Raw genomic sequence first — 24,645 nt, forward strand, 5'->3', positions numbered from 1 at the left:
GCAGGCTCAGGAGAGGCGAACGCCAGCAGCGCCGGCGACCTCCTGCACATATTGCCACGCGACGCGGCCCGAGCGCCCGCCGCGCCCGGTCGCCCAGGTGACGGCGGCCTGTGGGTCGATATCGAGTCCGTAGGCACGGCCGTAGGCCTCGACCATCGCCAGATAGGTGGTCTGGTCGCAGGCGTGGAAGCCGAGCGACAGGCCGAAGCGGTCGGCGAGTGCGAGACGGTCGTCGAGCCCGTCGCGGGCGTTGATGCTGTTTGCTAACTCGTTCTCGCGCATTTCGCGCGGCACGATATGGCGGCGGTTCGAGGTGACGTAGAAGCGGCAATTGTCCGGCCGCGCTTCGATGCCGCCTTCGAGAACCGAGCGCAGGCGCCGGTACTGGCGCTCGTCCGTGTCGAAGCTGAGATCGTCGCAGAACAGCACGAAGGCGCCTTCGCGTTTCGCAAGACGCCGCAGCAGCAGCGAAACGTCGGCGATGTCGTCGCGCTCGATCTCGACGAGGGCGATCGCTTCGCCCGCCGCCTGCAGATGTGCGACCGCCGACTTGACGAGGCTCGACTTGCCCATGCCGCGCGAGCCCCACAGCAGGATGTCGTGCGCGGGCAGGCGTTTCGCCAGCCGTTCGGTGTTGCGGAGCAGCGCCGCGCGCTGCGCATCGATGCCCACGTAGCGGTCCAGCGGCTGCGCACTGAGCGTCGCAACGGGGCGCAAAGTGCCATGATCCCAGGCGTAAGCCGGGGCATCGGGCAGCGCCTCTGTGGCGGCCGGCGCGGGCGCAAGCCGTTCCAGCGCGTCCGCGATGCGCGCAAAAAGGCTGATTTCAGGAGATTCGGGCGTTTTCATTGCGTCTCGCTCTTGCATTTGTATAGTCGCGCGCCAAATCGCAGCCACACGCTTTCGAAAGCAAGGGTCTCAATGCTCATTTCTCCAGCCTATGCGCAAGCCGCGGGGGCAGCGCCGGGAGGCGGCGCGGCTTTCCTGAACGCCATCATGCCGTTCCTCCTCATCATCCCCATCTTCTACTTCCTGCTCATCCGTCCGCAACAGCGGCGACTGAAGCAGCACCGCGAGATGATCGCTGCGGTGAAGAAGGGCGACACGGTGGTGACGGCCGGCGGCCTGATCGGCAAGGTCGCGAAGGTGACCGACGACGAGGTCGAGGTAGAGCTTGCAGCCTCCACGAAGGTCCGCGTCGTGAAGTCGACGCTTTCCGAGGTTCGCGCCGTCGGCACTGGCAAACCCGCCAACGACACGGCTGCCTGAAGGTTGAACCTGCGCCATGCTTGAATTCTCCAAGGCGAAGATCTGGTCGATCATCGCCGTACTCGTTGCGGGCTTCATCTTCGCGATCCCCAACGCTTTCCCCGAAGAGCAGGTTCAAGCCTGGCCGAGCTGGGCGCCAAAGAAGCAGATGAACCTCGGCCTCGACCTTCGGGGCGGAAGCCACATCCTGCTCGAAGCGAACGCCGAAGGGCTCGCCCGCGCCAACCTCGACAAGATGGAAGAGGATTCGCTTTCCGAACTGCGCCGCGCGGAAGGCGGTGCGATTGCGGTGGGCGACGTCAGCAACCGTGGCGGGCGCGTGAGCTTCCTCGTGCGCAATGTGGACGATGTAGATCGCGCGGTCGACCTGCTGCGCAACCTCTCCATGCCGATTGGCGTGACCGGACAGCGAAGCTTCAACGTCGAGGTGACGGACGGCAACCGTATCGTCCTCACGCAAACGTCAGCGGGCCGCACGCAGGCGATGGAAAGCGCGATGACGCAGGCGGTGGAGGTGATCCGCCGCCGTATCGACGAACTCGGCACGCGCGAGCCGACGATCATCCGGCAGGGCAGCCAGCGCATCGTGGTGCAGGTGCCGGGCCTTCAGGATCCTTCCGCGCTCAAGCAGCTACTTGGCAAGACCGCGCAGCTTGAATTCAAGCTCGTCGATATCACTGCCGACCCGGCGGATGTGGCGGCGGGCCGGGCGCCCGCGGGCAGCCAGATACTTCAGATGGCGGATACCGGGCAGCCGATTGCGGTGAAGCGCCGCGCGATCATCACCGGCGACCAGCTGATGGACGCGCAGCAGACCTTGCAGCAGGGCCAGTGGGTCGTCAGCTTCCGCTTCGACAGCGCCGGCGGCCGCCGCTTCGCGCGCACGACGCAGGAGAACGTCGGCAAGCCGTTCGCCATCGTGCTCGATAACCGCGTGATCAGCGCGCCCAACATCAACGAACCCATTCTGGGCGGATCGGGCGTCATTTCGGGCAGCTTCAACGCGGAAAGCTCGAACGAGCTGGCGATCCTGCTGCGCTCCGGCAAGCTGCCGGTGGAGCTGAAGGTCGTCGAGGAGCGCACCGTCGGCCCCGACCTCGGCGCCGACTCGATTCGCGCAGGCACGATCGCCTCGCTGGTCGCGGTGGTCGCGGTTGGCCTGTTCATGTTCCTGACCTACGGACGGTTCGGCGTCTATGCGAACATCGCGCTGGTGTTGAACGTGATCCTGATCCTTGCGGTCATGTCGCTGACCGGCGCAACGATGACGCTGCCGGGCGTGGCCGGCATGGTGCTCACCATCGGTGCTGCGGTCGATGCGAACGTGCTCATCAACGAACGTATCCGGGAAGAGCAACGCAAGGGCAGGGGCGTCCGCTCCGCGGTCGAGAACGGTTTCAAGGAAGCCAGCCGCACGATCTGGGACGCGAACACGATGAACCTCATCGTTGCCGCGGTGATGTTCGCTTTCGGTTCAGGGCCGATCAAGGGCTTTGCCGTGGTTCTCACCATCGGCATCGTCACTTCGGTGTTCACGGCTGTGACCGTGGCGCGCCTCTTCATCGTCAACTGGCTGAACCGTGCGCGGCCGGCCACCATCACGATCTGATCGGACCAGCACATGCGGCTCCTGAAAATCATTCCGGACAACACCAACATCCGCTTCGTGCGGCTGCGTTGGATCGCGTTCGCCGTCACCACCATTTTGACATTGAGCTCGATCGCCCTGCTGGCGACGCGTGGACTTAATCTTGGTGTCGATTTCGTCGGCGGCCTGATGATGGAAGTGAAATTCGAACAGCCCGTGAAGCTGGACGAACTGCGCAACACCGTCGACCGCCTCGACTACGGATCGTCTGCGCTTCAGAACTTCGGCGGCCCCGATACGGTGCTGATCCGTCTGCCGCTGCCGCCCGGAGATGATGCCGCTGTGCAGCGCGTGGTGCAGAAGGTGCAGAACGCAATTCGCGTGAATCACGAGGACGCTTCGTTCCGCCGCGTCGAAACGGTGAGCGGCAAGGTTTCCGGCGAACTGATCCGTAACGGCATCATCGCCATCGTGATCTCCATGGGCGCGATCGCGCTGTTCACGTGGTTCCGATTCGAATGGCATTTCGGCGTCTCTACGATCGTCGCGCTCGTCCACGACGTGACTGTGACGCTCGGCTTCTTTGCGCTGACGCAGCTCGAATTCGATCTCAATATCGTCGCCGCCGTGCTCACGATCATCGGGTATTCGCTGAACGACAAGGTCGTCATCGACGATCGTATTCGCGAAAACCTGCGCAAGTACCGGCAGATGGATATCGGCCCGCTGATCGATCTTTCGGTGAACGAGACGCTGTCGCGCACCTATGCGACGACGATGGCGCTGACGCTGGCTCTCGGCTCGCTGCTGCTCCTGGGCGGCGACGTGCTGTTCGGCTTCACCGCCGCGATGCTGCTCGGCATCGTGATCGGCACCTATTCGTCGGTGTTCGTCTCCTCCTCGCTGCTGATCTCGCTTGGCGTCGGGGCGAACACGTTCGCGCCGATCGAGGGCGGCGCGGCGGAGAAGGTGGGCAGCCGCTAGGCGCCCGTGCCGCTTGAGCTGCAAACCGGCCCGCGCGGCGTTCACCGTATCGATGCGATCCGGGGCGGCAGGTTCGTTGTCGCCGGGGAGCATTGCACGGGAAGCATCCTGATCTGGCCGGGTGGCGTTCAGGCGGCGGCGGACGCGCTTACGTTCGAAGCGTTTGCGCCGCTGCTTGCACTCGATCCGGCGCGGGAGGTGCTGATTGTGGGTACAGGCGCTGTGCTGCGCTGGCCCGATCAGTCGCTGCTGGACGCGCTTGCGGCGAAGGGGGCGGGGGTCGATGTCATGACGTCTCAACTCGCCGCGCGCACTTACAACGTGCTTGCGGGGGAAGGGCGCCTCGTCGGCGCGTTATTGCTGGGCCTCGGGGCCTGATACCAGCGCCAGAAGGTGCGCGTGGAGCGCATTGGTGTTGTTTTTCCAGTCGAAGCGCAGCGACGAAGTGCGCACCGCTTCAGGCAATGGCGGGGCTTCCAGAACGGCGCGGATGGCGTCGGCGAAAACTTCTGGTCTTGCATCATCGATCAGCGTGCCTGCCTCTGCGCTGTCCACGACCTCTGCAGCGGCGCCGACATTCGCGGTGACGACGGGCGTGCCGCTCGCGAGCGCTTCGACCCACACGTTGGCGAGGCCTTCGCTCGACGATGCGTGGACGAATACATCCGCCGCAGCCATCAGTGCAGGCATTTCGGCATGGTGAACGCTACCGAGCAGCCGGACGCGCGCGGAGAGCCCGCGCTCGGCGATCAGGGCTTCGAGTTTTCGTCGCTCGCGCCCTTCGCCCGCTATGAACAGCGTGGCATCCGGCAGCAACTCGGCCGCGCCGATCACGAGCTCGAAGCGCTTCAGCGCCACAAGGTTGCCGACGGCGAGCAACAACGGCCCCGAAACGCCGAGCGATGCCTTCGCGGCCGAGCGCTCCACGGGGTGAAAGCGATCAAGTTCGATGCCCGTGCGGTGCACGCGAATCTTCTCTTCGGGCATGCCGATCGCGACCATATCGGCCTTCAGCGATTCGGAGACGGCGAGCAGCCCGTCCGCCGCATTTGCCGCGTCCACCATCAGGCGCCGGGCGGCAGGCTTCGCGCCCCAAAGGCGGATGTCCGACCCGCGGGCCTTGATGGAGACGGGGATGCCGAATGAGCGGCCCAGCCGCACGGCGGCGGGTCCGTCCGGCCAGAAGAACTCGCAGTCGATGACGTCCGGGCAGAAGCCGTCGGCTATGAGATCAAGGAGGACACGCCTTCCCGCGTGGTACGCAAAAGCCGGGTTGAACCGCCAGCCCACGGCCGGGAGGAGCGGAAAACGCGGCCAGAAAACCGGGATGCCGTTGTGCTCGCCCCGCTTCGGTACGCGGGTGAGCGCGGCATAAGGCCCGATGGGCAGGAACGTGCCGATAGGCGCCAGAACCTTGAGATCGACATCGCTGCGCGCGGCGAGGCGCGTCGTCTGCCGCTCGACGAATCCGCCGAAATTCGGCTGCACGGCGTTGGGGTACAACGAGGAGAAGGTGAGGACGTTCAGCACGGCGAAATGCTGATAGCGTCAGTATCCCGCGCCTGCCAACCCATCAGCGCTTGGCGCACCGTTCGCGACCGGTTAAGGAGTGCCGCATGACAGCTTCGTCCCGTACCGGCCGCACGACCGGCCGTGCCCTCCTGCTCCTCGTTGCCGCCGGCCTCGCGCTATCGGCCTGTGCCGGCAAGAAGGGGCCGAACGTCTCCGATCGCAGCTACATCGCGCGCGACGTCGAGACGCTCTACAACTTCGGCAAGGATACGCTGGACAAGGGCCGCTACAAGCAGGCCGCGCTGATCTTCGACGAGGTGGAGCGCCAGCACCCTTATTCGACATGGGCGCGCCGTGCCCAGCTGATGAGCGGTTTTTCCTATTATCTGGCGAAGGATTACCAGCAGGCGATCCTGTCTTCGCAGCGCTTCCTGTCGCTGCACCCCGGCAACAAGGACGCCGCCTACGCCTATTACCTGATCGCGATCAGCTATTACGAACAGATCGCCAACGTGCAGCGCGATCAGAAGATCACCGATCAGGCGCTCTCCGCGCTCACCGAGGTGACGCGACGCTTCCCTGATTCTCCCTATGCGGCGGATGCGCGGCTGAAGATGGATCTTGCCCGCGATCACCTTGCCGGCAAGGAGATGGAGATCGGTCGCTTCTACCAGCAGCGCCGCCAGTTCATCGCGGCGGCCTCGCGCTTCCGCAACGTCGTCGACAAGTACGACGTGACGAGCCACACGCCGGAAGCGCTGCACCGCCTCGTGGAGGTGTATCTGGCACTTGGCCTTCGCGACGAGGCGCGGAAGACCGCGGCGGCGCTCGGGTACAACTACCCCGGATCGAAGTGGTACGAGCGCAGCTACGCGCTCGTCGAACGCTACACCACCGGCTGAGGCGGCTAGCGTGCTTGCCGCGCTGGAAATCCGCAACGTCGTCCTTATCGAACAGCTTTCGCTCGATTTTGGCGAAGGCCTCGGCGTGCTCACCGGTGAAACCGGCGCAGGCAAATCCATCCTTCTCGACAGCCTCGGCCTCGCGCTCGGCGCGCGCGGTGACACCGGCCTTGTACGCGTCGGCGCAGGGCAGGCGCAGGTGACGGCGGTGTTCAGCGTGGACGAAGGCCACGAGGCGTTCGCGTTGCTCGGCGAGCAGGGCATCGAGACCGAGGGCTGCGAGATCGTGTTGCGGCGCATCGTGCGCAGCGACGGCGGCAGCCGGGCGTTCGTGAACGACCAGTCCGTGAGCGCGCAGCTTCTGCGCGATGTCGGCGGCACGCTCATCGAGATCCACGGCCAGCACGACGAGCGAGGGCTGCTCAATCCCAAGGGACACCGGGCGCTGCTCGACGCCTTCGCCGGGATCGATGCGGGCGCGTGCGGCGAGGCTTACCGCACCTGGCGGGATGCGGAGGCAGTTTTGGCGGCGGCGCGCGAAAGCGTGGAGCGCGACGAGCGGGACCGGGAGTTCCTTGAGCACGCCGTGGCGGAGCTGCGCGCGCTGAGACCCGAACCCGGTGAAGAAGAAACGCTCGCCGCGCGGCGCAGCGACATGCTGAAGGGTCAGAAGCTCGTCGAAGACCTGGACGCGATCAGCGGCGATCTCGACGGCAGCGACGGCGGCCTCGCGCGACTGCGCACGGCGGCGCGCAGATTGGACCGTGTGGCGGGCGAGCATCCGCTGCTCGGCCAGATGCTCGAGGCGCTCGACCGCGCGCTTGTCGAAGCGGGGGAGGCGGAGGATCACCTCCGCGCCGCGCGCGATGCGCTGTGGTTCGACCCTGCCGAGCTTGATGCTTCGGAAAGCCGCCTGTTCGAACTGCGCGGGGTGGCGCGGAAGCACCGCGTGGAGCCGGACCGGCTCGCCGACCTCGCCGCCGAGTTCGAAGCGCGCGCGGCAGCGATCGCGGCGGGCGAGGCCGGCCTCGCGGGGCTGGAGCGCAAGGTCGCGGGTGCGAGGGCTGCGTTCGTCAAGGCTGCCGACGCGCTCGGCGCGGCGCGGCGGGCGGCTGCGGAACGGCTCGATCGCGCGATGGCGGCTGAGCTGCCGCCGCTGAAGCTAGAGGCCGCGAAGTTTCGCACCGTGGTGGAATCGTTGCCCGAGACGCAGTGGTCCGAGGCCGGAACGGACCGCGCCGAGTTCGAGATCTCGACGAACCCCGGCGCGCCGTTCGGGCCGCTGATGAAGATCGCCAGCGGCGGCGAGTTGTCGCGCTTCATGCTGGCGCTGAAGGTGGCGCTTTCGGAAACGCGCGGGCACGGCACGCTCATCTTCGACGAGATCGACCGCGGCGTCGGCGGTGCGACAGCGAGCGCCATCGGCGAGCGGCTCGCGCGGCTTGCCGAGGGCGCGCAGGTGCTGGTCGTGACCCACAGCCCGCAGGTCGCTGCGCGCGGGGCGCAGCAGTTCCGCATCGAGAAGGCGTCGGACGGGAACGCGGCGCGCACCGCCGTCGTTCTGCTGGATGCGGCGGCGCGGCGCGAGGAGATCGCGCGAATGCTATCGGGCGCAGAGGTCACCGACGAGGCGCGCGCGCAGGCGGAAAGATTGTTGGCGTGAAGCGGATTGAAGACCTGACCGAGGCCGAAGCGGCGGCGGAGCTCGAACATCTGGCGGCAGAGATCGCCCGGCACCGGCGCGCCTATTACGAACACGACGATCCCGAAATCAGCGATGCCGCATTCGATGCGCTGGAAAAGCGCAATGAGGCGATCGAGGCGGCGTTCCCGCAGCTTGTGCGTGCCGACAGCCCCTCGCGGAGCGTGGGGGCTGCACCGGCCGGCGCGTTCGCCAAGGTGACGCACGCAAAGCCGATGCTGAGCCTTGAGAACGCATTCAGCGCCGAGGAGGTCGAGGATTTCGTCGGGCGCATCCGGCGCTATCTGAAGCTGGACGCGGAGGAGCCTGTGGCGCTCACCGCCGAACCCAAGATCGACGGGCTGTCCTGCTCGCTGCGCTATGAACGCGGCGTGTTCGTGCAGGCGGCGACGCGCGGCGACGGCAGCGTCGGCGAAGACGTGACGGCGAACGTCCGCACCATCGCCGACATTCCTCAGCGCCTGCCGATCGACACGCCTGTGTTCGAGGTGCGCGGCGAGGTTTACATGTCGAAGGCCGATTTCCTGGCGCTGAATGCGGAGCAGGAACGCACGGGCGGCAAGATCTTCGCCAACCCGCGCAATGCGGCGGCGGGCTCGCTGCGCCAGAAGGATGCCGCGATCACGGAAGCGAGGCCGCTCAAGTTTCTGGCGCATGGGTGGGGCGAGGTGACGGACCTGCCCGCCGACACGCAGATGGCGGTGATGCAGGCGATCGCGGGCTGGGGCATTCCGGTCGATCCGCTGCTGGCACTCGTGGAGGGCGCGGAAGGCGCGCTGGAGCATTATCGGAAGATCGAGCAGGCGCGCGCCGATCTCGGCTACGACATCGACGGCGTCGTTTACAAGGTGAACCGGCTGGATTGGCAGGAGCGGCTGGGCTTTGTCGCGCGCGCGCCGCGCTGGGGCCTCGCGCACAAGTTCCCCGCTGAGCAGGCCGAGACCACGCTCGAAGCCATCGATATCCAGGTGGGGCGCACGGGCAAGTTGACGCCTGTGGGAAGGCTCGTGCCGGTGGGCGTGGGGGGAGTGATCGTTTCGAACGTCACGCTGCACAATGCCGACGAGATCGAGCGGCTGGGCGCGCGACCCGGCGACCGGGTGCGCATCCAACGCGCGGGCGATGTGATCCCGCAGATCGTCGAGAACCTGACGCGCGACGAGGAACGACCGCCGTTCGTGTTCCCCGATCACTGTCCCGAGTGCGGATCGGCGGCAGAGCGGGAGCCGGGGGAGGTCGATTATCGCTGTACGGGCGGGCTGATCTGTCCGGCGCAGCGCGTCGAACGGCTGCGGCACTTCGTGTCGCGGCGTGCGCTCGATATCGAGGGGCTGGGCGAGAAGAGCATTGTCGAGCTGTTTGCCGATGGGCTGCTGCAATCACCGGCGGATATCTTCCGGCTGCATACGCACGCCGAGGCGCTGAAAACGCGCGAGGGGTGGGGCGAGCAGTCGGTCGCGAACCTCGTTGCCGCGATCGATGCGCGGCGGTCGCCGCCGCTTGACCGGTTCCTGAATGCGCTCGGCATCCGGCATGTTGGTGAGGTGACGGCGCGCGATCTGGCGCGGCGCTATTCAAGCTGGGCGGCGTTTCGCGAGATGATCGACCGCGCGCTTGCGCGCAGGGCCGAGCTTTTGCCGGTGGTTGGGGAGACGGAGGACAAGTTCCTTGCGCGCGAGGCCAAAGAGCTTGCGACGATCATTGAAACGCCAGGCGTCGGGTCGGAAGTGGCGCTGGCGCTCGTCGATTTCTTCGCCGAACCGCACAATGCCGAGGCGGTTGCCGATCTGCTGGGCGAGGTTACGCCCGCCGATGTCGTGTTCGAAACGCGGGAATCGCGTGTGAGCGGCAAGACGGTGGTGTTTACCGGCACGCTCGAAGCACTGTCGCGCGACGAGGCGAAAGCGCAGGCGCAGGCGCTCGGCGCCAAGGTCGCCGGGTCGGTATCCGCGAAGACCGATCTGGTCGTCGCCGGGCCGGGCGCGGGCTCGAAGCTCAAGAAGGCGGCTGATCTTGGCATCGAGGTGATCGACGAGGCGGCGTGGCTGGAGATCGTCCGGCAAAGCTGACCCCTGCGGCACGTGCGCGCAGGACACATCCCGTCACATAGATGACGTTTTTTTGTGGACATGGTAAAGACAGTCCGTAACCTGCTGGCGTATCGGCAGAACCGGGGGTCTGTTGAACATGAGAGGCTTGGCCGCCGCCACGACGCATCCTGAGTCAGGTGCGCTCGACGTTACGGCGAACGACTTGTACGGCGAGGGCCGCTGGCCCGAGGTGTTCGCGCGTCTGCGGCGCGACGATCCCGTGCATTTCTGCCCCACCAGCTTTTACGGGCCGTACTGGTCGGTCACGCGCCACGCCGATATCGCGCATGTCGAGGCACTGCCGCAGCTGTTCTCGTCCTCGTGGACGCACGGCGGCATCACCATTCTGCACAACGATCCCGATATCCAGCTGCCGATGTTCATCGCGATGGATCGCCCCGAGCATACGGCGATGCGGCGCACGGTATCGCCCGCGTTCAGCCCGAGCGCGCTCACCGACCATGCCGCCGCGATCCGCGCACGCACGGCGGCGCTGCTCGACAGCCTGCCGGTGGATGAGCCGTTCGACTGGGTGGACCGCGTTTCGACCGAACTCACCACGCAGATGCTGGCGACGCTCTTTGATTTTCCGTGGGAAGATCGCCGCCTGCTCGCGACATGGGCGAACTGGGCGGGCGATTTCCGGGCCGCGGTGAGCCCGGCGCTGCGCCGCAAGCGTCAGCGCGTGCTGCAGCAGATGGTCGATTATTTCGGGCGGCTGTGGATGGAGCGGCGCGACAAGGGGCTGGCGCCGGACCTCTTGTCACGGATGATCCATTCAGACGCGATGTCGAACCTCCGTCCGCAGGAATTCTGCGGCAACCTGATGCTGCTGGTGATCGGCGGCACCGATACGACGCGCAATTCGATGACCGGGCTCGTCGTCGCGCTCGAACAGTTCCCAGAGAACCGGGCGCTGCTGGAGGCTGACCACGGCCTTGTCGTCAATGCCGTGTCGGAGCTGATCCGCTGGCAGACGCCGCTTTCGCACATGCGGCGTACGGCAACGGAAGATACGGAGATCGGCGGCAAGCTCATCCGCAAGGATGACAAGGTCGTGCTGTGGTACAACAGCGCGAACCGAGACGAGGCGGTGTTCACCGATGCCGACCGCTTCGACGTGACGCGCGCCAATGCACGCCGCCACCTGGCGTTCGGCTTCGGCATCCACCGCTGCGTCGGCGCCCGGCTTGCCGAGCTGCAACTCTATATCCTTCTCGAAGAGATGCTGAACCGCGAGATGCGGGTGACGCCCCTCCACGAACCCATGCGGATTCCCTCGCCCTTCGCGAACGGCTACCGCAAGCAGATGGTGACGATCACCCGATCCTAGCGTTTTGGAGCGCGTTACGACGCGCGTCCTTTCCGTCATTCTGTCACGTGCAGGGGTGAGGAAGGGAGGCTTCGCCATGGCGACCAAAGTGGCGGCGGATACGTGCGATCTCGCCGCGATCGACCCGGCAGATTACCACTACTTCACCGAGCAGACATGGCCCGCGATGTTCGCGCGGCTGCGCGCCGAGGATCCGGTGCATTACTGCACCGAAGGGCTCTTCGCGCCCTACTGGTCGGTCACGCGCTACAAGGACATCGTGCATGTCGAGGCGCTGCCCGACATCTATTCCTCTTCGTGGGAATACGGCGGCATCACCGTGCTCGATGCGCTCGATCAGGAACTGAAGTTCCCGATGTTCATTGCGATGGACCGGCCGCAGCATTCAGCCGAGCGCCGCGTGGTTGCGCCGGCCTTCACGCCAAGCGAGATGCAGCGGCTGGCTGGGCCGATCCGGGCGCGGACGGCGGCGCTGCTCGAAGGCCTGCCGGTGGGCGAGACGTTCGACTGGGTCGACCGCGTGTCGATCGAACTCACCACGCAGATGCTCGCCATTCTGTTCGACTTCCCGTGGGAGGACCGCCGGCTGCTCACCAAGTGGTCCGATTGGGCAGGCGACGTGCAGGCGGCGGCCGATCCGGCGATGCGGGAGGAGCGCACGCGCATCCTCTACGAAATGGGCGCCTACTTCCACGGCCTGTGGCAGGCGCGCCTCAATGCGCCGCCCGCGCCCGATCTGCTTTCGATGATGATCCATTCCGAAGCGCTGTCGAAGATGGATGAGCAGGAGTTTATCGGGAACCTTGTCCTGTTGATCGTCGGCGGCAACGACACGACGCGCAACTCGATGACCGGCCTGGTGCGGGTGATGAACGAATTTCCCGCCGAATGGGAAAAGCTGAAGGCGGACCGGAGCCTCATTCCCAATGCCGTCTCCGAACTCATCCGCTGGCAGACGCCGCTTGCGCACATGCGGCGCACGGCGAAGGAGGATACGGAGCTTGGCGGCAAGACCATCCACAAGGGCGACAAGGTGGTGATGTGGTACATTTCCGCCAACCGCGACACGGAGGTTTTCGAAAACCCCAATCGCGTGGATTTCAGTCGGGAAAACGCGCGGCGGCACTTGTCGTTCGGCTACGGCATCCACCGCTGCGTTGGTGCGCGTTTGGCCGAATTGCAGCTCGCGATCCTGTTGGAGGAAATGCTGGCGCGGGGCATGGACGTGGAAGCAGTTGCACAACCGCAGCGCGTGCCGTCGCCCTTCATTCACGGTTACAAAGAACAGATGGTCCAGATCGCCAAGAGTTAACAGGCGTTTAGCGCGAGCTATGCACTGAGTGCATAAGTGATAGGATTTTTCGACGGCTACTCGCCGATGCTGCACTGCATCATATGTCTCCCTGTCGCCACTAGGGGCGGCAACAGGAGGCTTACATGATCTACGCATATGCAAAGGCCGCCACGATGGCGTTCCCGCAGGATGGGCAGACGGTGCAGCCGACCAAGCTTCGTGAAGCGCGCAGCCTTGCTGGTCTTTTCAGCGAGCGCGGCCGCGACATGCAGCTGTTCCACGCCTGGCGCCCGTAACCACGGGCCTCAGGCTTTGAGGAGCCGCAAGGTCGGCCACTCGCCGATGACGGTTCTGGAGACCGGCGCGACCCCGCAATTGCGGTACGCCGCTTCAACCGCTTCGGCCTGACCCGCGAGCAACCCGGCGAGGACTAACGTCCCGCCGGGCGCAAGCGCCGCCGCGATGGACGGCGCCATTTCAATCAGCGGTCCGGCGAGGATATTCGCCACGACAAGATCGAACGGGCCGCGCGCGGCAAGCGCCGCCTCTTCCAGACCATCGGCCACGTAGAGCGCGATTTCGCCCGCGGCCTCCCCGATTTTCACACCGTTGATCTCGACATTCTCGCGCGACACCTTGATCGCGACGGGATCGATGTCACTGGCCGTGCCCTTTGCGCCCGGCCACGTCTTCGCGGCGGCAAGCGCGAGGATCGCCGTGCCGGTCCCGAGATCGAGCACGTTCTCCGGCACGAAATCGAGCGCATCGAGTGTCAACAGGCAGCCGGTCGTCGTTGCGTGCTGGCCGGTGCCGAATGCGAGCCCCGCTTCGATCTGAAGCCCGATGCGGCCCGGCGGCAGCAGTTCCGCGTCCGCTGCCGTGTGGACGAAAAAGCGCCCGGCCTCGACCGGGTCGAGCCCCGCCTGGCTCAGCGTCACCCAGTCCTCGTCCGCCAGTTCGACGAGCGTATGCGCGCCCTTCGCACTCGGCAGCAGCGCCGAGACAGCCTCGATCAGCGCCTGCGGCGGGTGTTCCTCTGTGTAGACATCGAGCTGCCAGTCATCAGGCTTCGATTCATCGGGCTCGCTGGTCATCACCACGGGCGGCGGATCGAAGTCGGCAAGCTCCGGCACGTCTCCGGTGAAGATGTCCGCCTCGGCGCGCTTGCAGGCGAAGGTGAGTTTCCATGTCGTCATACCCGCGGGGAATAGGCCGCGCCGGGTCGGGTTGCAATGTTTCGACGAACGGCTCTTGGCAGCCGCGGACGCTGCCGTCATGCTCTGCCCATAGTGCTCCTGACGAGGCCGAAATCATGAAACTCCGCACGCTTCTGCCACTTCTTTTCGTCGGCGTCGCCGCCTGCGACTCCGCGCCCAAGGCGCCGCCGAAGGCGGATTGGAAGACATTTTCCGACGCCTATATCGAAGCGACGTTCAAGGCCGATCCCTACTTCGCGGTCTATCAGGGGCGGCACGAGTACGACGGGATCCTGCCCGATTGGTCGAAGGCGGGCATAAATGCGGAGATCGCGCGACTGAAGGCGGCGCTTGCCGATGCAGAGGCGATCGACCCCGCCGGCCTCGCCGATGCCGATCGCTTCGAGCGCGACTATCTGATCGCTGTGACGCGCGGCAACCTGTTCTGGCTGGAAACGGCGCGCTGGCCCTATCGCAATCCGGCCTTCTACACCGACGGCGGTCTTGATCCGAACGTCTACGTGGCGCGGCCCTATGCGGCGCCGGACGTGCGCCTGAAGGCGTTCGTGAAATACGCGAATGCGCTCCCGAAGGCCGCCGAGCAGATCAAGGCGAACCTCACCGGGCCGATGCCGCGCACCTACATCGACTACGGCCTCGCGGCGTTCAACGGCTATGCCGATTATTTCGCGAAGGACGTGAAGATGGCCTTCGCGGAAGTGAAGGACGAGGGGCTCCAGAAGGAACTGGGCGCCGCGAGCAGCGCGGGCGCTAAGGCGATGCGCGACCTCGCCGCGTTCATGGAAACCAAGCGAACCGGCCAGACCGAGGACTTCGTGCTGGGGCCGGAGACGTTCGCGGCGATGGTGCGCGAGACGGAGGGCGTCGACATCAGCCTCGATGAGCTGGAACGCATCGGGGAGGCGGACCTGAAGCGCAATCAGGCAGCGCTGAAATCGGCGTGCGACAAGCTCGCGCCGGGCAAGTCCATCGCGGACTGCATGGCGGTCGTGGCGAACGACAAGCCCGCCGATGGCCCGGTCGCGGAGGCGCGGCGCCAGTTGCCAGACCTCAGAGCCTTTTTGGTGAAAGCCGATCTCGTGACCATTCCGGGCACGGAAGAGGCGCTCGTCGAGGAATCGCCGCCGTTCAACCGGCAGAACAGCGCCTACATCGATATTCCGGGGCCGTATGAGAAAGGGCTTCCGTCCGTCTACTACATCTCGCCGCCCGATCCTTCGTGGCCGAAGGATGTGCAGGACGGCTTCGTGCCGGGCAAGCTCGACCTGCTGTTCACCTCGGTGCACGAGGTGTGGCCGGGGCACTTCCTCAACTTCCTGCACGCGAACCGCGCGAAATCGCAGTTCGGCAAGGTGTTCGTCGGCTATGCCTTCGCGGAAGGTTGGGCACATTATACCGAGGAGATGATGTGGGAGGCCGGCCTCAACGACGGCGACCCGGCGACGCACGTCGGCCAGCTTTCGAACGCACTGCTGCGTGACTGCCGCTACCTCTCCGCGATCGGGATGCATGCGCGCGGCATGAGCGTGGAACAGTCCCGCCAGATGTTCCGCGACCAGTGCTATCAGGACGAAGGCAACGCCCGCCAGCAATCGGCGCGCGGCACATACGATCCCGCCTATCTCAACTACACGATGGGCAAGCTGCTGATCCGCAAGCTCCGCGAGAACTGGACGGCATCACGCGGCGGTCGCAAGGCGTGGAAGGCTTTCCACGACGAATTCCTTGGGTATGGTGGGCCGCCGATCCCGCTGGTGCGCAAGGCGATGATGAAGGAGCCGGACGCGAAGGCGGTGTTTTGAGGGAGGGCTACCCCTGCACCTCAACAAAACTGTCGAGCACCCGCTTTTCGCCCGCGTGGTCGAACGCGACTTCAAGCTTGTTGCCCTCGATCCCCTTGATCGTGCCGCCGCCGAACTTCTGGTGGAAGACGCGCATCCCGACGGAGAGGTCGCGGCGCGGGGCGGCGCCGACGGTGACCGAGACGGGCTTCGCCTCGATCTGCGTCGCAGCGCGGGTGGGGCGGCCGTAGGTTTGGGCGCGTTGCCAGCCGGGGCCGTGGCCGCGCTGGGTGGCGCGGCTCACATCGGCGAAGGGGTCGCGCTCGTCGAGCGCGGCACGCCAGAGCGAGGCGCCGCCGGAGAGCGAGGTTTCGGCCTCGATATGCTCGCGCGGCAGTTCGCTGACGAAGCGTGAGGGGATGGACGAGGTCCACTGGCCGTAGATTTGCCGGTTTGCTGCGTGGAGAATCGTGGCCTCCTGCTTCGCGCGGGTGATGCCGACGTAGGCGAGGCGGCGTTCCTCTTCCAGGCTTTTGAGCCCGCCTTCGTCGAGCGAGCGCTGCGAGGGGAAGACACCTTCCTCCCAGCCGACGAGGAAGACGTGATCGAACTCCAGCCCTTTTGCGGCATGAAGCGTCATAATGGTAACCTTGGGCTCATCTCTTGCTTCCTCGTTGTCATTCACGAGGCTGACGTGATCCAAGAACGATTCCATTGAATCAAAATCGCCCATAATGCGTGTCAGTTCGAACAAGTTTTCGACACGCCCTTGCGCCTCGGTGGAACGGTCGGCCTGCCACATTGCGAGATAGCCCGACTCTTCCAGAATGACGCGCGCCAATTCCGGGTGAGGGAGCGTGAGGAGCTGTTCGCGCCAGCGCCGGAAGTTCTCGGATAGTTGCGCGAGCGCCCTGCGGGCGGCGGCGGGGATTTCGTTCGTGCCGGCGATGTCCAACGCGGCGACCGAGAGCGGCGCGCCTGTGGCGGCGGCGAATTGGTGCAGGCGCTGCAGGCTTTTATCGCCGAGGCCGCGCTTGGGCGTGTTGACGATGCGTTCGAAGGCGAGGTCGTCGGCAGGCTGGCTGGTCACGCGGAAGTAGGCGATCATGTCGCGGATTTCGAGACGCGCAAAGAAGCGTGGGCCGCCGATGATGCGGAAAGGGATGCCGACGCGCATGAAGCGTTCCTCGAACGCTGCCATCTGATACTGCGCGCGCACGAGGATGGCGATGTGGTCGGCGGAGACACCCCGGCGCTGGAGGCTTTCGATCTCCTCACCGACGCGGCGGGCCTCTTCGGGGCCATCCCACACGCCGAGCACGCGGACCTTTTCGCCGCTGTCCGCCTCGGTCCACAGCGTCTTGCCGAGCCGATCTGCGTTCTGCGCTATGAGACCTCCCGCCGCGCCAAGGATGTGGCCGGTGGAGCGGTAGTTCTGTTCGAGGCGGATCACCTTCGCGCCTGGGAAATCCTGCTCGAAACGGAGGATGTTGGCGACCTCCGCGCCGCGCCAGGAATAGATCGACTGGTCGTCGTCGCCCACGCAGCAGATGTTCTTGTGCTTCTGCGCGAGCAGGCGAAGCCACAGGTACTGCGAGACGTTGGTGTCCTGATACTCGTCGACGAGGATGTAGCGGAAGCGCGTCTGGTACTGCTCCAGCACGTCGCGGTGCTTGGCGAAGATGGTGAGCATGTGCAGCAGAAGATCGCCGAAATCGGTCGCGTTCAGCTCGACGAGCCGGGCCTGATAGGCGGCGTAGAGCGTGCCGGCCTTACCGTCCGCGAATGCCCAGGTTTCGTCTTTCGGAAGCGTTTCCGGCGTCCAGCCCCGGTTCTTCCACTTGTCGATCAGCCCGGCGAACTGGCGTGCGGGCCACCGCTTCTCGTCGAGATCGGCGGCAGTGATGATCTGCTTCAACAAGCGGATCTGGTCGTCGGTGTCGAGGATCGAAAAGTTCGATTTGAGCCCGACAAGCTCGGCGTGGCGGCGCAGCATCTTCGCGGCGACGGCATGGAAGGTGCCGAGCCAGCCCAGCCCCTCCGACACGTCCCCGATCACGCCGTGCATCCGCTCGCGCATCTCGCGCGCCGCCTTGTTGGTGAACGTGACGGCGAGGATTTCCGAAGGCCAGGCGCGCTGCGTGTAGATGATGTGCGCCAGGCGCGAGGTCAGCGCGCGCGTTTTCCCTGTTCCCGCGCCCGCCAGCATCAGAACGGGGCCTTCCGTCGTCAGCACGGCATCGCGCTGCGGCGCGTTCAGGCCGCTCAGATAGGGCGGTTCATCGCGGGGCGAGCTGGGAACGGATACACTCATCATACGCTGTGATAATCTCTATGGTGTTGTCTTGGCCAGTGTGAAGAACATTTTGTGAACGGAAGTGCAATGCGGAAGACGTGGATCGGGTTCGGCGCAGTGGCGGGAACGGCGGCCGTGGTGGCGGCCGTTCCCTATTTCATAGACTGGAACTGGTTCAAGCCGCAGCTTGTTACGGCCGTGGAAGAAGCGACCGGCTATGATGTGGAGGTGGCTGGAAACATCGGCTTTTCGCTGCTGCCGAGCCCGCGCCTGTCTGCTGAAGGCGTCACCGTAACGGGCTTCGGGCCAAGCCGCGAACCGCTCGTGAAGGCTGAGAAGCTCTCTGCCGCCGTTGCCTTCCTGCCGCTGCTTTCGAAGCGGGCGGAGGTGAAATACATCGCGCTCGAAACGCCCGTCGTGCGCATCATCAACTACGCCGACGGCACCAACAACTGGTCTGACCCGGCGAAGGTGGACACGGGGTCTTCAGGCGGCGAACTCTCGATCGAGGATTTCCGCATCGAGAAGGGCACGTTCATCATGCAGTCGCCCGAGGGCGAGCCGACCCGGGTGGACGATATCGACATGAACGTCGCCATCGCGAGCGCGGCAGGGCCCTACACCGTAGAGGGCTCGCTGCGTTACGGCGCCATGCCGGTGACGCTGAAAGCGGACTACGAACAGGGCGGTCTCAAGCTTGATGCGACGCTCGCAGAGGCCGGAACGATCGCCTTCGCAGGCCGGATCGGGGAGGCGGAAGGGGACGCCGCGACACCCGTTTCGGGCAGGCTGACGCTCAGCGGCGAAAAGCTCGGCGATCTGCTCGCGGCGTTCAGCGGCGAAGACGCTTCCAAGGCGCTTGCCTACGCGAAGCCCTTCGCGTTCAAGGCCGCGATCGAGGGTACGACGGAGCGCCTTCGCTTCGCGGACGTGAGCGGAACCGTCGCGGGATCGAATTTCGGCGGCGCCTTCGATGTGGAGCGCGGCGACAGGACGTCGATCAGCGGACGGGTGGTCGTCGACGCGCTGAATGCGGCGGAGTGGATGTCCGCCGAAAAGAAGGATGAAGACAAAGAGCCATTCGAGCTTCCCGAGACGATCGATGCCGATGTGCTCGTGCGCGTGAACGATGCGCGCTACGACACGATGCAGCTTGGCGCCGTGAACGCGCCGGTGAAACTTGCGAACCGGGTGGTTACGCTTGGCGACACACGGCTCGAGCTTGCGGGCGGCGGAAGCGCTGTCGTGCGCGGTATCCTTGATGCGGCAGACGGCGAGCCCCGCTTCCGGGGACGCTTCGGCACCAGCCTGCCGCGCCCCGCGCAGACGCTCGCGGCTTTCGGCACAGACGGTTACACGTCGCTGCCGCCCGCGACGCTCGGCGGCACGATCGAATACCGCGACGATGCCGTTACGCTGGGGGACCTGCGCGGAACGCTCGATGGCAAAGCGGTCGGCGGCAAGGTTCACTACCCGCTCGAAGAAACGCTGCCGATCGACGTGACGCTTGGCCTGCAGGGCCTGAACTGGGACCGTGTGGTGTCGAAACCGTCGACCGCCGCCAAATCGGGCGACGGTTTCGCGCGCACCGTGAATTTCGATGTGCGGCTCGGCGAGCTTCTGATGGGCGGCAGCCGCTACGGCGGCATCACCGCGAAGGGCAACTACGCCGCCGACAAGGTCACGCTTGCGCAGGCGATGGTTCAGGAAGCGATGGGCTTCGGGGTCACCGCGAAGGGCAGCATCGACAAGCTTTCGACGGATCGCCAGGCCGACCTCGCGCTCGGCCTTGCGGGCGAAGGGGTGAAAGGGGCGATCAATGTGAAGGGGCCGATGTCGAAGCTCGATGTCGGTGGTGCGGTCACGTATGCGGGCGCGGAAATCGGCCTCAACGGCTGGGTGCGCACCGACCCCGACGTCGCCTATCAGCTTGCCGCCTCGGCGAAGGCGCCGGAGGCGGGCGTCGTGCTCGCGCGGCTGCAGGATGAACCGCGCGGCGCAAAGCTTGGTCCGCTCGATCTCGGTATGCAGATCGCGGGCGCGGGCGATGTCGCGAAGATCACCGGCCTTGCAGGCAAGATCGGCGGCATGACGCTTTCGGGTGAGGCGTCCGTCAATACGGGCGGTTCGGTGCCGGTGGTGAACGCCGTGCTGAATGCGGGCGTCGTGCCCGTGCTCGCGCTGATGGGCGACGACGGCACCGGCGCGGCAGAGGCGGCGAGCGGAAAGGGTGCGCGCTGGTCTTCAGAGCCGCTGTCGTTCGACTGGATTCGCAACTTCGACGGCCGCATCGCGCTGACCGCAGAGCGCGCCAATTACGACGCCTATGTTCTGGAAAAGCCGTCGCTCGCGCTCACCAACAAAGGCGGCGTCATGACGATCGAAGGCCTGAAAGGCCAGCTATACGGCGGCACCTTCACCGCTTCCGGCGCGCTGGCCTCTGGGGACGCGCAGGGCATTGCGCTCAAGGTCGCGCTCAGCGGTGTGCCGGTCGAGCCGTTCCTGAAGGCGGCAATGGCGAGTGCGCCCGCCACCGGCACGTTTGACATGACCGCAAACGTCACCGCGCGGGGCCGTTCGCAGAAGGCGCTGATGTCTTCGCTTGCGGGCCCGGTCCGCTTGGCGGCGACGAACGGGGTGATCCGCAAGGTCAATCTGAAGGCACTCGACGAGGAACTGGACGACCTGCGCTCGCTCGACAGCTTCGTACGCTTCGCGGGCACGGCGCTGAAAGGCGGCGAGACGCAGTACCGTACGCTCGCGATCGATGCGACCGGCAAGGGCGGCCGCTTCAACATCGATACGGTTACGAGCGATATGGACGGCGGCAGCGTCACCGCGAAGGGCTACGTCGACATCGGGGCTTGGTATGCGGACAGCGTCGCCACGTTCCGGCTCGGCAGCCACAAGGATGCGCCGGCGATCCCGGCGACCATCAAGGGTCCGCTGCCGGTGCCGGAGGTCAAATACTCTCTCGGCCCGCTGCAAACATGGTTCGGCAAGCGCATCGCGCTGGTCGGCATCAACGCGGCGGTCGGCGGCGACAAGCTCGATCTCGGCAGCCTCATCGGCGGCAAGAAGACGCAGACGCCCGCTGTCGCGGAAGGCGAAGCGCCAGCAGAAGCCGCCCCGCAGAAAAGCGTGGAGGAAGAGCTGGGCACCGCGCTCGGCAAGGGTCTCGGTAAGCTCTTCGGGAAGAAGAAGCCCGCCGAGGAGCCGCAGGAGTAACGCTAAAGCGCCCGCAGCAAGTGGAGGCTCGCCTTGCCGACGGTACGCACCGTATCGGTCGTGTAGCCCTCCGCCGTCAGCGCCTCATCGCGCCGCGTCTCGACGCTGATCCACGCGCCCGGCGCCAGCCAGCGCCCCTGCTGCAAAGCCGCAAGTGCCCGCTCGCCAAGCCCCTTGCCGTAGGGCGGGTCAAGGAGCACGAGATCATACGCCACAATCGCCGTCCCCGGCGCATCCGCGCTTCGTGCCAGCACGTCGGTCCGGTCGGCAGCGCCAAGCTTCGCGATATTCGCCTTGAGCGCGGCAAGCGCGGCGCGGTCCGTTTCCACGAACGTCGCATGCCCCGCCCCGCGCGACAGGGCCTCGAGCCCGAGCGCGCCCGTGCCCGCGAAGAGGTCGGCCACGCGCAGCCCTTCGAAGGTGCCGAGGCGGCTCGTCAGCATCGAGAACAAGGTTTCGCGCGCCCGATCTGCTGTTGGACGCGTTTCAGCGCCCGTTGGCGACACGAGCGGCCTTCCGCGCCAGGCGCCGGCGATAATCCTCATTTGCCGGGAAGGCGGCTCCGCAGCCGCGAAACGGCGTCGTCGGGGATCTGCTCCACGCCGCGCACGGGCAGGTCTTCAAGCTCGAAGGGGCCGTAGCTGACGCGGATCAGCCGCGCGACCTTGAGCCCCAGATGCTCCAGCACCTTGCGGACCTCGCGGTTCTTGCCTTCCGTAATCGTGATGACGAGCCAAGCGTAGGCGCCCGATTTATGCTCGATATCGGCATTGATCGAGCCGTAGCGGACGCCTTCGATGGTAACGCCCTCGGCGAGCGCTTCGAGCGCACGGGCATTGACGCTGCCGAACACGCGCACACGATAACGGCGTATGAGCGCGTTCGCGGGCAACTCCATCGCGCGTTTCAGTTCACCGTCGTTGGTGAGCAGCAACAGGCCCTCGGTGTTCATGTCGAGGCGACCAATGGTGACCAGCCTCGGAAGATCCTTGGGCAAAAGATCGTAGATCGTGGCCCGGCCCTTGGGGTCGCGCGCGGTTGTCAGGCATCCCGTCGGCTTGTGGAAACGGTAAAGTCGCGTCGCGCTTGCAGCGGCGACAGGGTTCCCGTCCACCGTCACGCCGTCAAGCGAGGCAAGGTTGAGCGCGGGCGAGGTAAGTGCCGTGCCCTCCACTGAAACGCGGCCTTCGGCGATCATGCGCTCGATATCGCGGCGCGAACCGACACCCGCCCGGGCCAGAAGCTTGGCAATGCGCTGCGGCGCGCCCGGCCGATGCGCAGCCGGCGCTGCAGCGCCCTCAGAGCGCCGCGTCGGGCGCTCATCCGTGCGCCGCGGGGGGCGTCTATCCGTGCGGCGGGAGGGCCGCTCATCGGATTCGGATCGGTTATCGGGGCGGGGTCGACGTTCGCCGGGCTTTCCTGTCCGTTCATTGAAGCTGCGTTCCAGAGGCGCACGTTCGCGGACCGGGCGGTCGCGGACTGGCCGTGCAGTACCCCGCTCACCGGCGCGTTCCGCGGCGCGTGGACCGTCGGGAACGTGGTCTTGTTCGGTGGCGCGGCGCGGGCGTTGCGGTTTGCCGCCAAACGGCGGACGGGCAGGGCCACCGGTTTTCGATGGACGGCGCGGCGGACCGGAACGGCGAGGGGGCTTCGACATTGCGCTCAACTGGACCTGAAGCGAACAATTGGCAAGCCCGCCACTTTCGGCTAGTGGCTTCCCGCCTGTGCCCCTGTGGCGGAATTGGTAGACGCGCTCGACTCAAAATCGAGTTTCGCAAGAAGTGTCGGTTCGAGTCCGACCGGGGGTACCATCGACCGTCCGTGGACGTCCATTTTTGTCCGCCAAGTGACTGGTTTTGCTTCATTATTTCTGCTATGGTGTCCGCAGGAATTCGGGCTCGTCGATACCATACCGCGTCAAGTTCTTGGTACTTTTCTTGGTATCGAGTTGCCCTCCTGAAGGAGGTACCATGCGACTCTCGGCGCTGGCGATCCGCAACGCGAAACCGCGTGAGACGCCATACAAGCTCGGCGACGGCGGCGGGCTCTATCTGCTCATCAAGCCGAACAGTACGCGGCTCTGGCGGCTGAACTACGCTTACATGGGGCGGCAAAAAACGCTCTCGTTCGGAGAGTGGCCCCTGATCAGCTTGGCCGAAGCCCGGGAAAAGCGCGAAGAGGCCAAGCGCTACCTTGCGGCCGGGCTCGACCCCTCCGAGGAGCGGAAGCTCGAGCAAATGCGCGCGGAGCTTGCTGCCAGCAATACGTTCCGGGCGATTGCCGAGGAGTGGTATCTCAAGAACGAGCGCGAAGGTCTTTCAAGCCTCACGCTGGCGAAAATCCGCTGGCTTCTCGACAAGGCGTACGCGACGCTCGCCAACCGCCCGATCACTGAAATTGGCGCGCAGGAGGTGCTCATGGTCCTGCGGCGCATTGAGGCGGCCAAACATTACGAGAGCGCCAAACGGATGCGCAGTGTTATCAGCCGCGTGTTCCGCTACGCCATCGCCACGGCGAGAGCCGACCGGGACGTTGCCGTAGACCTGCGCGGGGCGCTGGTAACACCGAAGGTCAAGCACCACGCCGCGATTACCGACCCGGCAGAGGCGGGTGCTCTGTTGCGGGCCATTGCCGGATATAACGGCCACACCATCACGAAAATCGCATTGGAAATGTCTGCGCACGTGTTCGTCCGTCCGGGCGAGCTTCGACAGGCCGAGTGGTCGGAGTTCGACTTCGACAGAGCGCTATGGGTGCTCCCGTCCGAGAAGATGAAAATGCGCCGACCGCACCGAGTGCCGCTTTCGCGACAGGTGCTGTCACTTCTCGACCAACTGAAGCCGCTCACCGGTCATGGTCGCTATGTGTTTCCTTCGTTCCATTCTCCGCGACGCCCAATGTCGGAGAACACTGTGAACACGGCGCTGCGGCGCCTTGGCTATGCTCACGATGAAATGACGGCCCACGGGTTTCGGGCAATGGCGGCAACGCTGCTCAACGAGATGAGCATCTGGAACGCGGACGCGATCGAGCGCCAGCTTGCCCACATGGAGAACAACGGTGTCCGACGGGCCTACACGCGCGGTGAGTACTGGGAAGAGCGCGTCCGCATGATGCAGCACTGGTCGGACTACCTCGACCAGCTCCGCGATGGCGCAAAGGTCATCAGAGCGAAGTTCGGAGCGGCTTAAAACGGGGCTGCGACCGGCCATGCGGCTTTGGATTGTCTTACGGGATGGCTGCCATTCCGGCGCTTGCCGCTAACAAAACGGTCATTCAACACAAGGAATCGCGGCGTCGAAACTTGCCGTCCGTTCAGGCATGTTCCCAACTGATCGTCAGCCAGGGCCAACCGGTCGATTTGGGCAAGGACTGTTGAAACGATATCGCATTGGCCTACACCTCATCTGCGATCTCATCGGCACGCGATAGCGTTTCGTCCAATCGCG

General features: G+C 65.5%; 19 protein-coding genes and 1 tRNA gene. 14 read left to right on the forward strand and 6 right to left on the reverse strand.

Annotated elements, in window-relative coordinates:
* Window positions 1–6: 6 nt before the first annotated feature.
* The gene (locus tag DFR51_RS16155) at window positions 7–849 is read right to left on the reverse strand and encodes an ATP-binding protein (protein WP_121053089.1); all 843 of its coding nucleotides are present in this window, start codon (window positions 847–849) and stop codon (window positions 7–9) included.
* Between the two features lie 72 nt (window positions 850–921).
* On the opposite strand from DFR51_RS16155, the gene yajC reads away from it, so the two are divergent.
* From yajC to DFR51_RS16175, 4 genes are read left to right on the forward strand one after another with little or no spacing between them, the layout of a single operon-like run.
* Window positions 922–1,269, forward strand: a complete 348-nt coding sequence (gene yajC / locus DFR51_RS16160) for a preprotein translocase subunit YajC (RefSeq protein WP_121053091.1) — start codon at window positions 922–924, stop codon at window positions 1,267–1,269.
* A gap of 16 nt (window positions 1,270–1,285) precedes the next feature.
* Window positions 1,286–2,878, forward strand: a complete 1,593-nt coding sequence (secD, locus tag DFR51_RS16165; RefSeq protein WP_121053093.1) for a protein translocase subunit SecD — start codon at window positions 1,286–1,288, stop codon at window positions 2,876–2,878.
* A gap of 12 nt (window positions 2,879–2,890) precedes the next feature.
* On the forward strand, window positions 2,891–3,841 hold the full coding sequence (gene secF / locus DFR51_RS16170) for a protein translocase subunit SecF (RefSeq protein WP_121053095.1): 951 nt from the start codon (window positions 2,891–2,893) through the stop codon (window positions 3,839–3,841).
* 6 nt (window positions 3,842–3,847) lie between these two features.
* Entirely contained in the window at window positions 3,848–4,219 is a 372-nt protein-coding gene (locus DFR51_RS16175; RefSeq protein ID WP_121053097.1) for an Mth938-like domain-containing protein, read from the forward strand.
* Here the strand turns inward: DFR51_RS16175 and DFR51_RS16180 are convergent.
* Window positions 4,196–5,371 carry a glycosyltransferase gene (locus DFR51_RS16180; RefSeq protein ID WP_121053099.1) on the reverse strand — a complete coding sequence of 392 codons (1,176 nt, stop codon included), beginning with the start codon at window positions 5,369–5,371 and terminating at the stop codon, window positions 4,196–4,198. The two genes, DFR51_RS16175 and DFR51_RS16180, sit on opposite strands and share 24 nt — an antisense overlap.
* 86 nt (window positions 5,372–5,457) lie before the next feature.
* Here DFR51_RS16180 and DFR51_RS16185 point away from each other — a divergent pair, with 86 nt between their 5' ends.
* The 6 genes from DFR51_RS16185 (at window position 5,458) to DFR51_RS19085 (ending at window position 12,970) form a co-directional block, all read left to right on the forward strand.
* Window positions 5,458–6,255 (forward strand): outer membrane protein assembly factor BamD, encoded by a 798-nt coding sequence (locus DFR51_RS16185; RefSeq protein WP_121053100.1) that lies wholly within the window; start codon window positions 5,458–5,460, stop codon window positions 6,253–6,255.
* Between the two features lie 10 nt (window positions 6,256–6,265).
* The gene (gene recN, locus DFR51_RS16190) at window positions 6,266–7,918 is read left to right on the forward strand and encodes a DNA repair protein RecN (protein WP_121053102.1); all 1,653 of its coding nucleotides are present in this window, start codon (window positions 6,266–6,268) and stop codon (window positions 7,916–7,918) included.
* Window positions 7,915–10,026 carry an NAD-dependent DNA ligase LigA gene (ligA, locus tag DFR51_RS16195; protein ID WP_121053104.1) on the forward strand — a complete coding sequence of 704 codons (2,112 nt, stop codon included), beginning with the start codon at window positions 7,915–7,917 and terminating at the stop codon, window positions 10,024–10,026. The genes recN and ligA overlap by 4 nt, the downstream gene beginning before the upstream one ends.
* 118 nt (window positions 10,027–10,144) lie before the next feature.
* Window positions 10,145–11,380, forward strand: coding sequence for a cytochrome P450 (locus tag DFR51_RS16200; protein ID WP_121053106.1), 1,236 nt, complete (start codon window positions 10,145–10,147; stop codon window positions 11,378–11,380).
* A 76-nt stretch (window positions 11,381–11,456) separates the two neighbouring features.
* A complete protein-coding gene (locus DFR51_RS16205) occupies window positions 11,457–12,692 on the forward strand; it encodes a cytochrome P450 (RefSeq protein ID WP_121053108.1) in 1,236 nt (411 codons plus the stop codon).
* A gap of 125 nt (window positions 12,693–12,817) precedes the next feature.
* Window positions 12,818–12,970, forward strand: coding sequence for a hypothetical protein (locus DFR51_RS19085; protein ID WP_160119237.1), 153 nt, complete (start codon window positions 12,818–12,820; stop codon window positions 12,968–12,970).
* A 9-nt stretch (window positions 12,971–12,979) separates the two neighbouring features.
* On the opposite strand, the gene DFR51_RS16210 is transcribed toward DFR51_RS19085, so the two are convergent.
* Window positions 12,980–13,870 carry a 50S ribosomal protein L11 methyltransferase gene (locus DFR51_RS16210; protein ID WP_121053110.1) on the reverse strand — a complete coding sequence of 297 codons (891 nt, stop codon included), beginning with the start codon at window positions 13,868–13,870 and terminating at the stop codon, window positions 12,980–12,982.
* Window positions 13,871–13,986: 116 nt separating this feature from the next.
* Between DFR51_RS16210 and DFR51_RS16215 the strand changes: the two genes are divergently transcribed.
* Complete coding sequence (locus DFR51_RS16215) at window positions 13,987–15,693, forward strand: DUF885 domain-containing protein (RefSeq protein ID WP_121053112.1); 1,707 nt, start codon at window positions 13,987–13,989, stop codon at window positions 15,691–15,693.
* Window positions 15,694–15,700: 7 nt separating this feature from the next.
* Here the strand turns inward: DFR51_RS16215 and DFR51_RS16220 are convergent, their stop codons facing one another.
* Complete coding sequence (locus DFR51_RS16220; RefSeq protein WP_121053184.1) at window positions 15,701–17,986, reverse strand: ATP-dependent helicase; 2,286 nt, start codon at window positions 17,984–17,986, stop codon at window positions 15,701–15,703.
* A 69-nt stretch (window positions 17,987–18,055) separates the two neighbouring features.
* On the opposite strand from DFR51_RS16220, the gene DFR51_RS16225 reads away from it, so the two are divergent.
* Window positions 18,056–21,196, forward strand: a complete 3,141-nt coding sequence (locus DFR51_RS16225; RefSeq protein ID WP_121053114.1) for an AsmA family protein — start codon at window positions 18,056–18,058, stop codon at window positions 21,194–21,196.
* 2 nt (window positions 21,197–21,198) lie between these two features.
* On the opposite strand, the gene rsmD is transcribed toward DFR51_RS16225, so the two are convergent.
* Together rsmD and DFR51_RS19425 are read right to left on the reverse strand one after the other, a co-directional pair.
* Entirely contained in the window at window positions 21,199–21,741 is a 543-nt protein-coding gene (gene rsmD, locus DFR51_RS16230; RefSeq protein WP_121053116.1) for a 16S rRNA (guanine(966)-N(2))-methyltransferase RsmD, read from the reverse strand.
* Entirely contained in the window at window positions 21,738–22,448 is a 711-nt protein-coding gene (locus tag DFR51_RS19425) for a pseudouridine synthase (RefSeq protein ID WP_243446576.1), read from the reverse strand. The genes rsmD and DFR51_RS19425 overlap by 4 nt, the downstream gene beginning before the upstream one ends.
* A 474-nt stretch (window positions 22,449–22,922) precedes the next feature.
* On the opposite strand from DFR51_RS19425, the gene DFR51_RS16240 reads away from it, so the two are divergent.
* Together DFR51_RS16240 and DFR51_RS16245 are read left to right on the forward strand one after the other, a co-directional pair.
* Window positions 22,923–23,007, forward strand: a tRNA-Leu gene (locus DFR51_RS16240).
* Between the two features lie 159 nt (window positions 23,008–23,166).
* Window positions 23,167–24,387 (forward strand): tyrosine-type recombinase/integrase, encoded by a 1,221-nt coding sequence (locus DFR51_RS16245; RefSeq protein ID WP_121053119.1) that lies wholly within the window; start codon window positions 23,167–23,169, stop codon window positions 24,385–24,387.
* Window positions 24,388–24,645 lie beyond the last annotated feature (258 nt).

Origin of the sequence: Sphingosinicella microcystinivorans, from assembly GCF_003634215.1 — a bacterium.
Taxonomy (GTDB): Bacteria; Pseudomonadota; Alphaproteobacteria; order Sphingomonadales; family Sphingomonadaceae; genus Sphingosinicella; species Sphingosinicella microcystinivorans.

What these genes read in the sequence shown, in the direction of transcription:
- DFR51_RS16155 (WP_121053089.1), bottom strand. Translation starts at nt 849, where the DNA reads ATGAAAACGCCCGAATCTCCTGAAATCAGCCTTTTTGCGCGCATCGCG.
- secD (WP_121053093.1), top strand. Translation starts at nt 1,286, where the DNA reads ATGCTTGAATTCTCCAAGGCGAAGATCTGGTCGATCATCGCCGTACTC.
- DFR51_RS19085 (WP_160119237.1), top strand. Translation starts at nt 12,818, where the DNA reads ATGATCTACGCATATGCAAAGGCCGCCACGATGGCGTTCCCGCAGGAT.
- DFR51_RS16215 (WP_121053112.1), top strand. Translation starts at nt 13,987, where the DNA reads ATGAAACTCCGCACGCTTCTGCCACTTCTTTTCGTCGGCGTCGCCGCC.
- DFR51_RS16205 (WP_121053108.1), top strand. Translation starts at nt 11,457, where the DNA reads ATGGCGACCAAAGTGGCGGCGGATACGTGCGATCTCGCCGCGATCGAC.
- DFR51_RS16225 (WP_121053114.1), top strand. Translation starts at nt 18,056, where the DNA reads ATGCGGAAGACGTGGATCGGGTTCGGCGCAGTGGCGGGAACGGCGGCC.
- DFR51_RS16245 (WP_121053119.1), top strand. Translation starts at nt 23,167, where the DNA reads ATGCGACTCTCGGCGCTGGCGATCCGCAACGCGAAACCGCGTGAGACG.
- yajC (WP_121053091.1), top strand. Translation starts at nt 922, where the DNA reads ATGCTCATTTCTCCAGCCTATGCGCAAGCCGCGGGGGCAGCGCCGGGA.
- DFR51_RS16210 (WP_121053110.1), bottom strand. Translation starts at nt 13,870, where the DNA reads ATGACGACATGGAAACTCACCTTCGCCTGCAAGCGCGCCGAGGCGGAC.
- secF (WP_121053095.1), top strand. Translation starts at nt 2,891, where the DNA reads ATGCGGCTCCTGAAAATCATTCCGGACAACACCAACATCCGCTTCGTG.
- DFR51_RS16200 (WP_121053106.1), top strand. Translation starts at nt 10,145, where the DNA reads ATGAGAGGCTTGGCCGCCGCCACGACGCATCCTGAGTCAGGTGCGCTC.
- DFR51_RS16220 (WP_121053184.1), bottom strand. Translation starts at nt 17,986, where the DNA reads ATGAGTGTATCCGTTCCCAGCTCGCCCCGCGATGAACCGCCCTATCTG.
- rsmD (WP_121053116.1), bottom strand. Translation starts at nt 21,741, where the DNA reads ATGAGGATTATCGCCGGCGCCTGGCGCGGAAGGCCGCTCGTGTCGCCA.
- DFR51_RS16185 (WP_121053100.1), top strand. Translation starts at nt 5,458, where the DNA reads ATGACAGCTTCGTCCCGTACCGGCCGCACGACCGGCCGTGCCCTCCTG.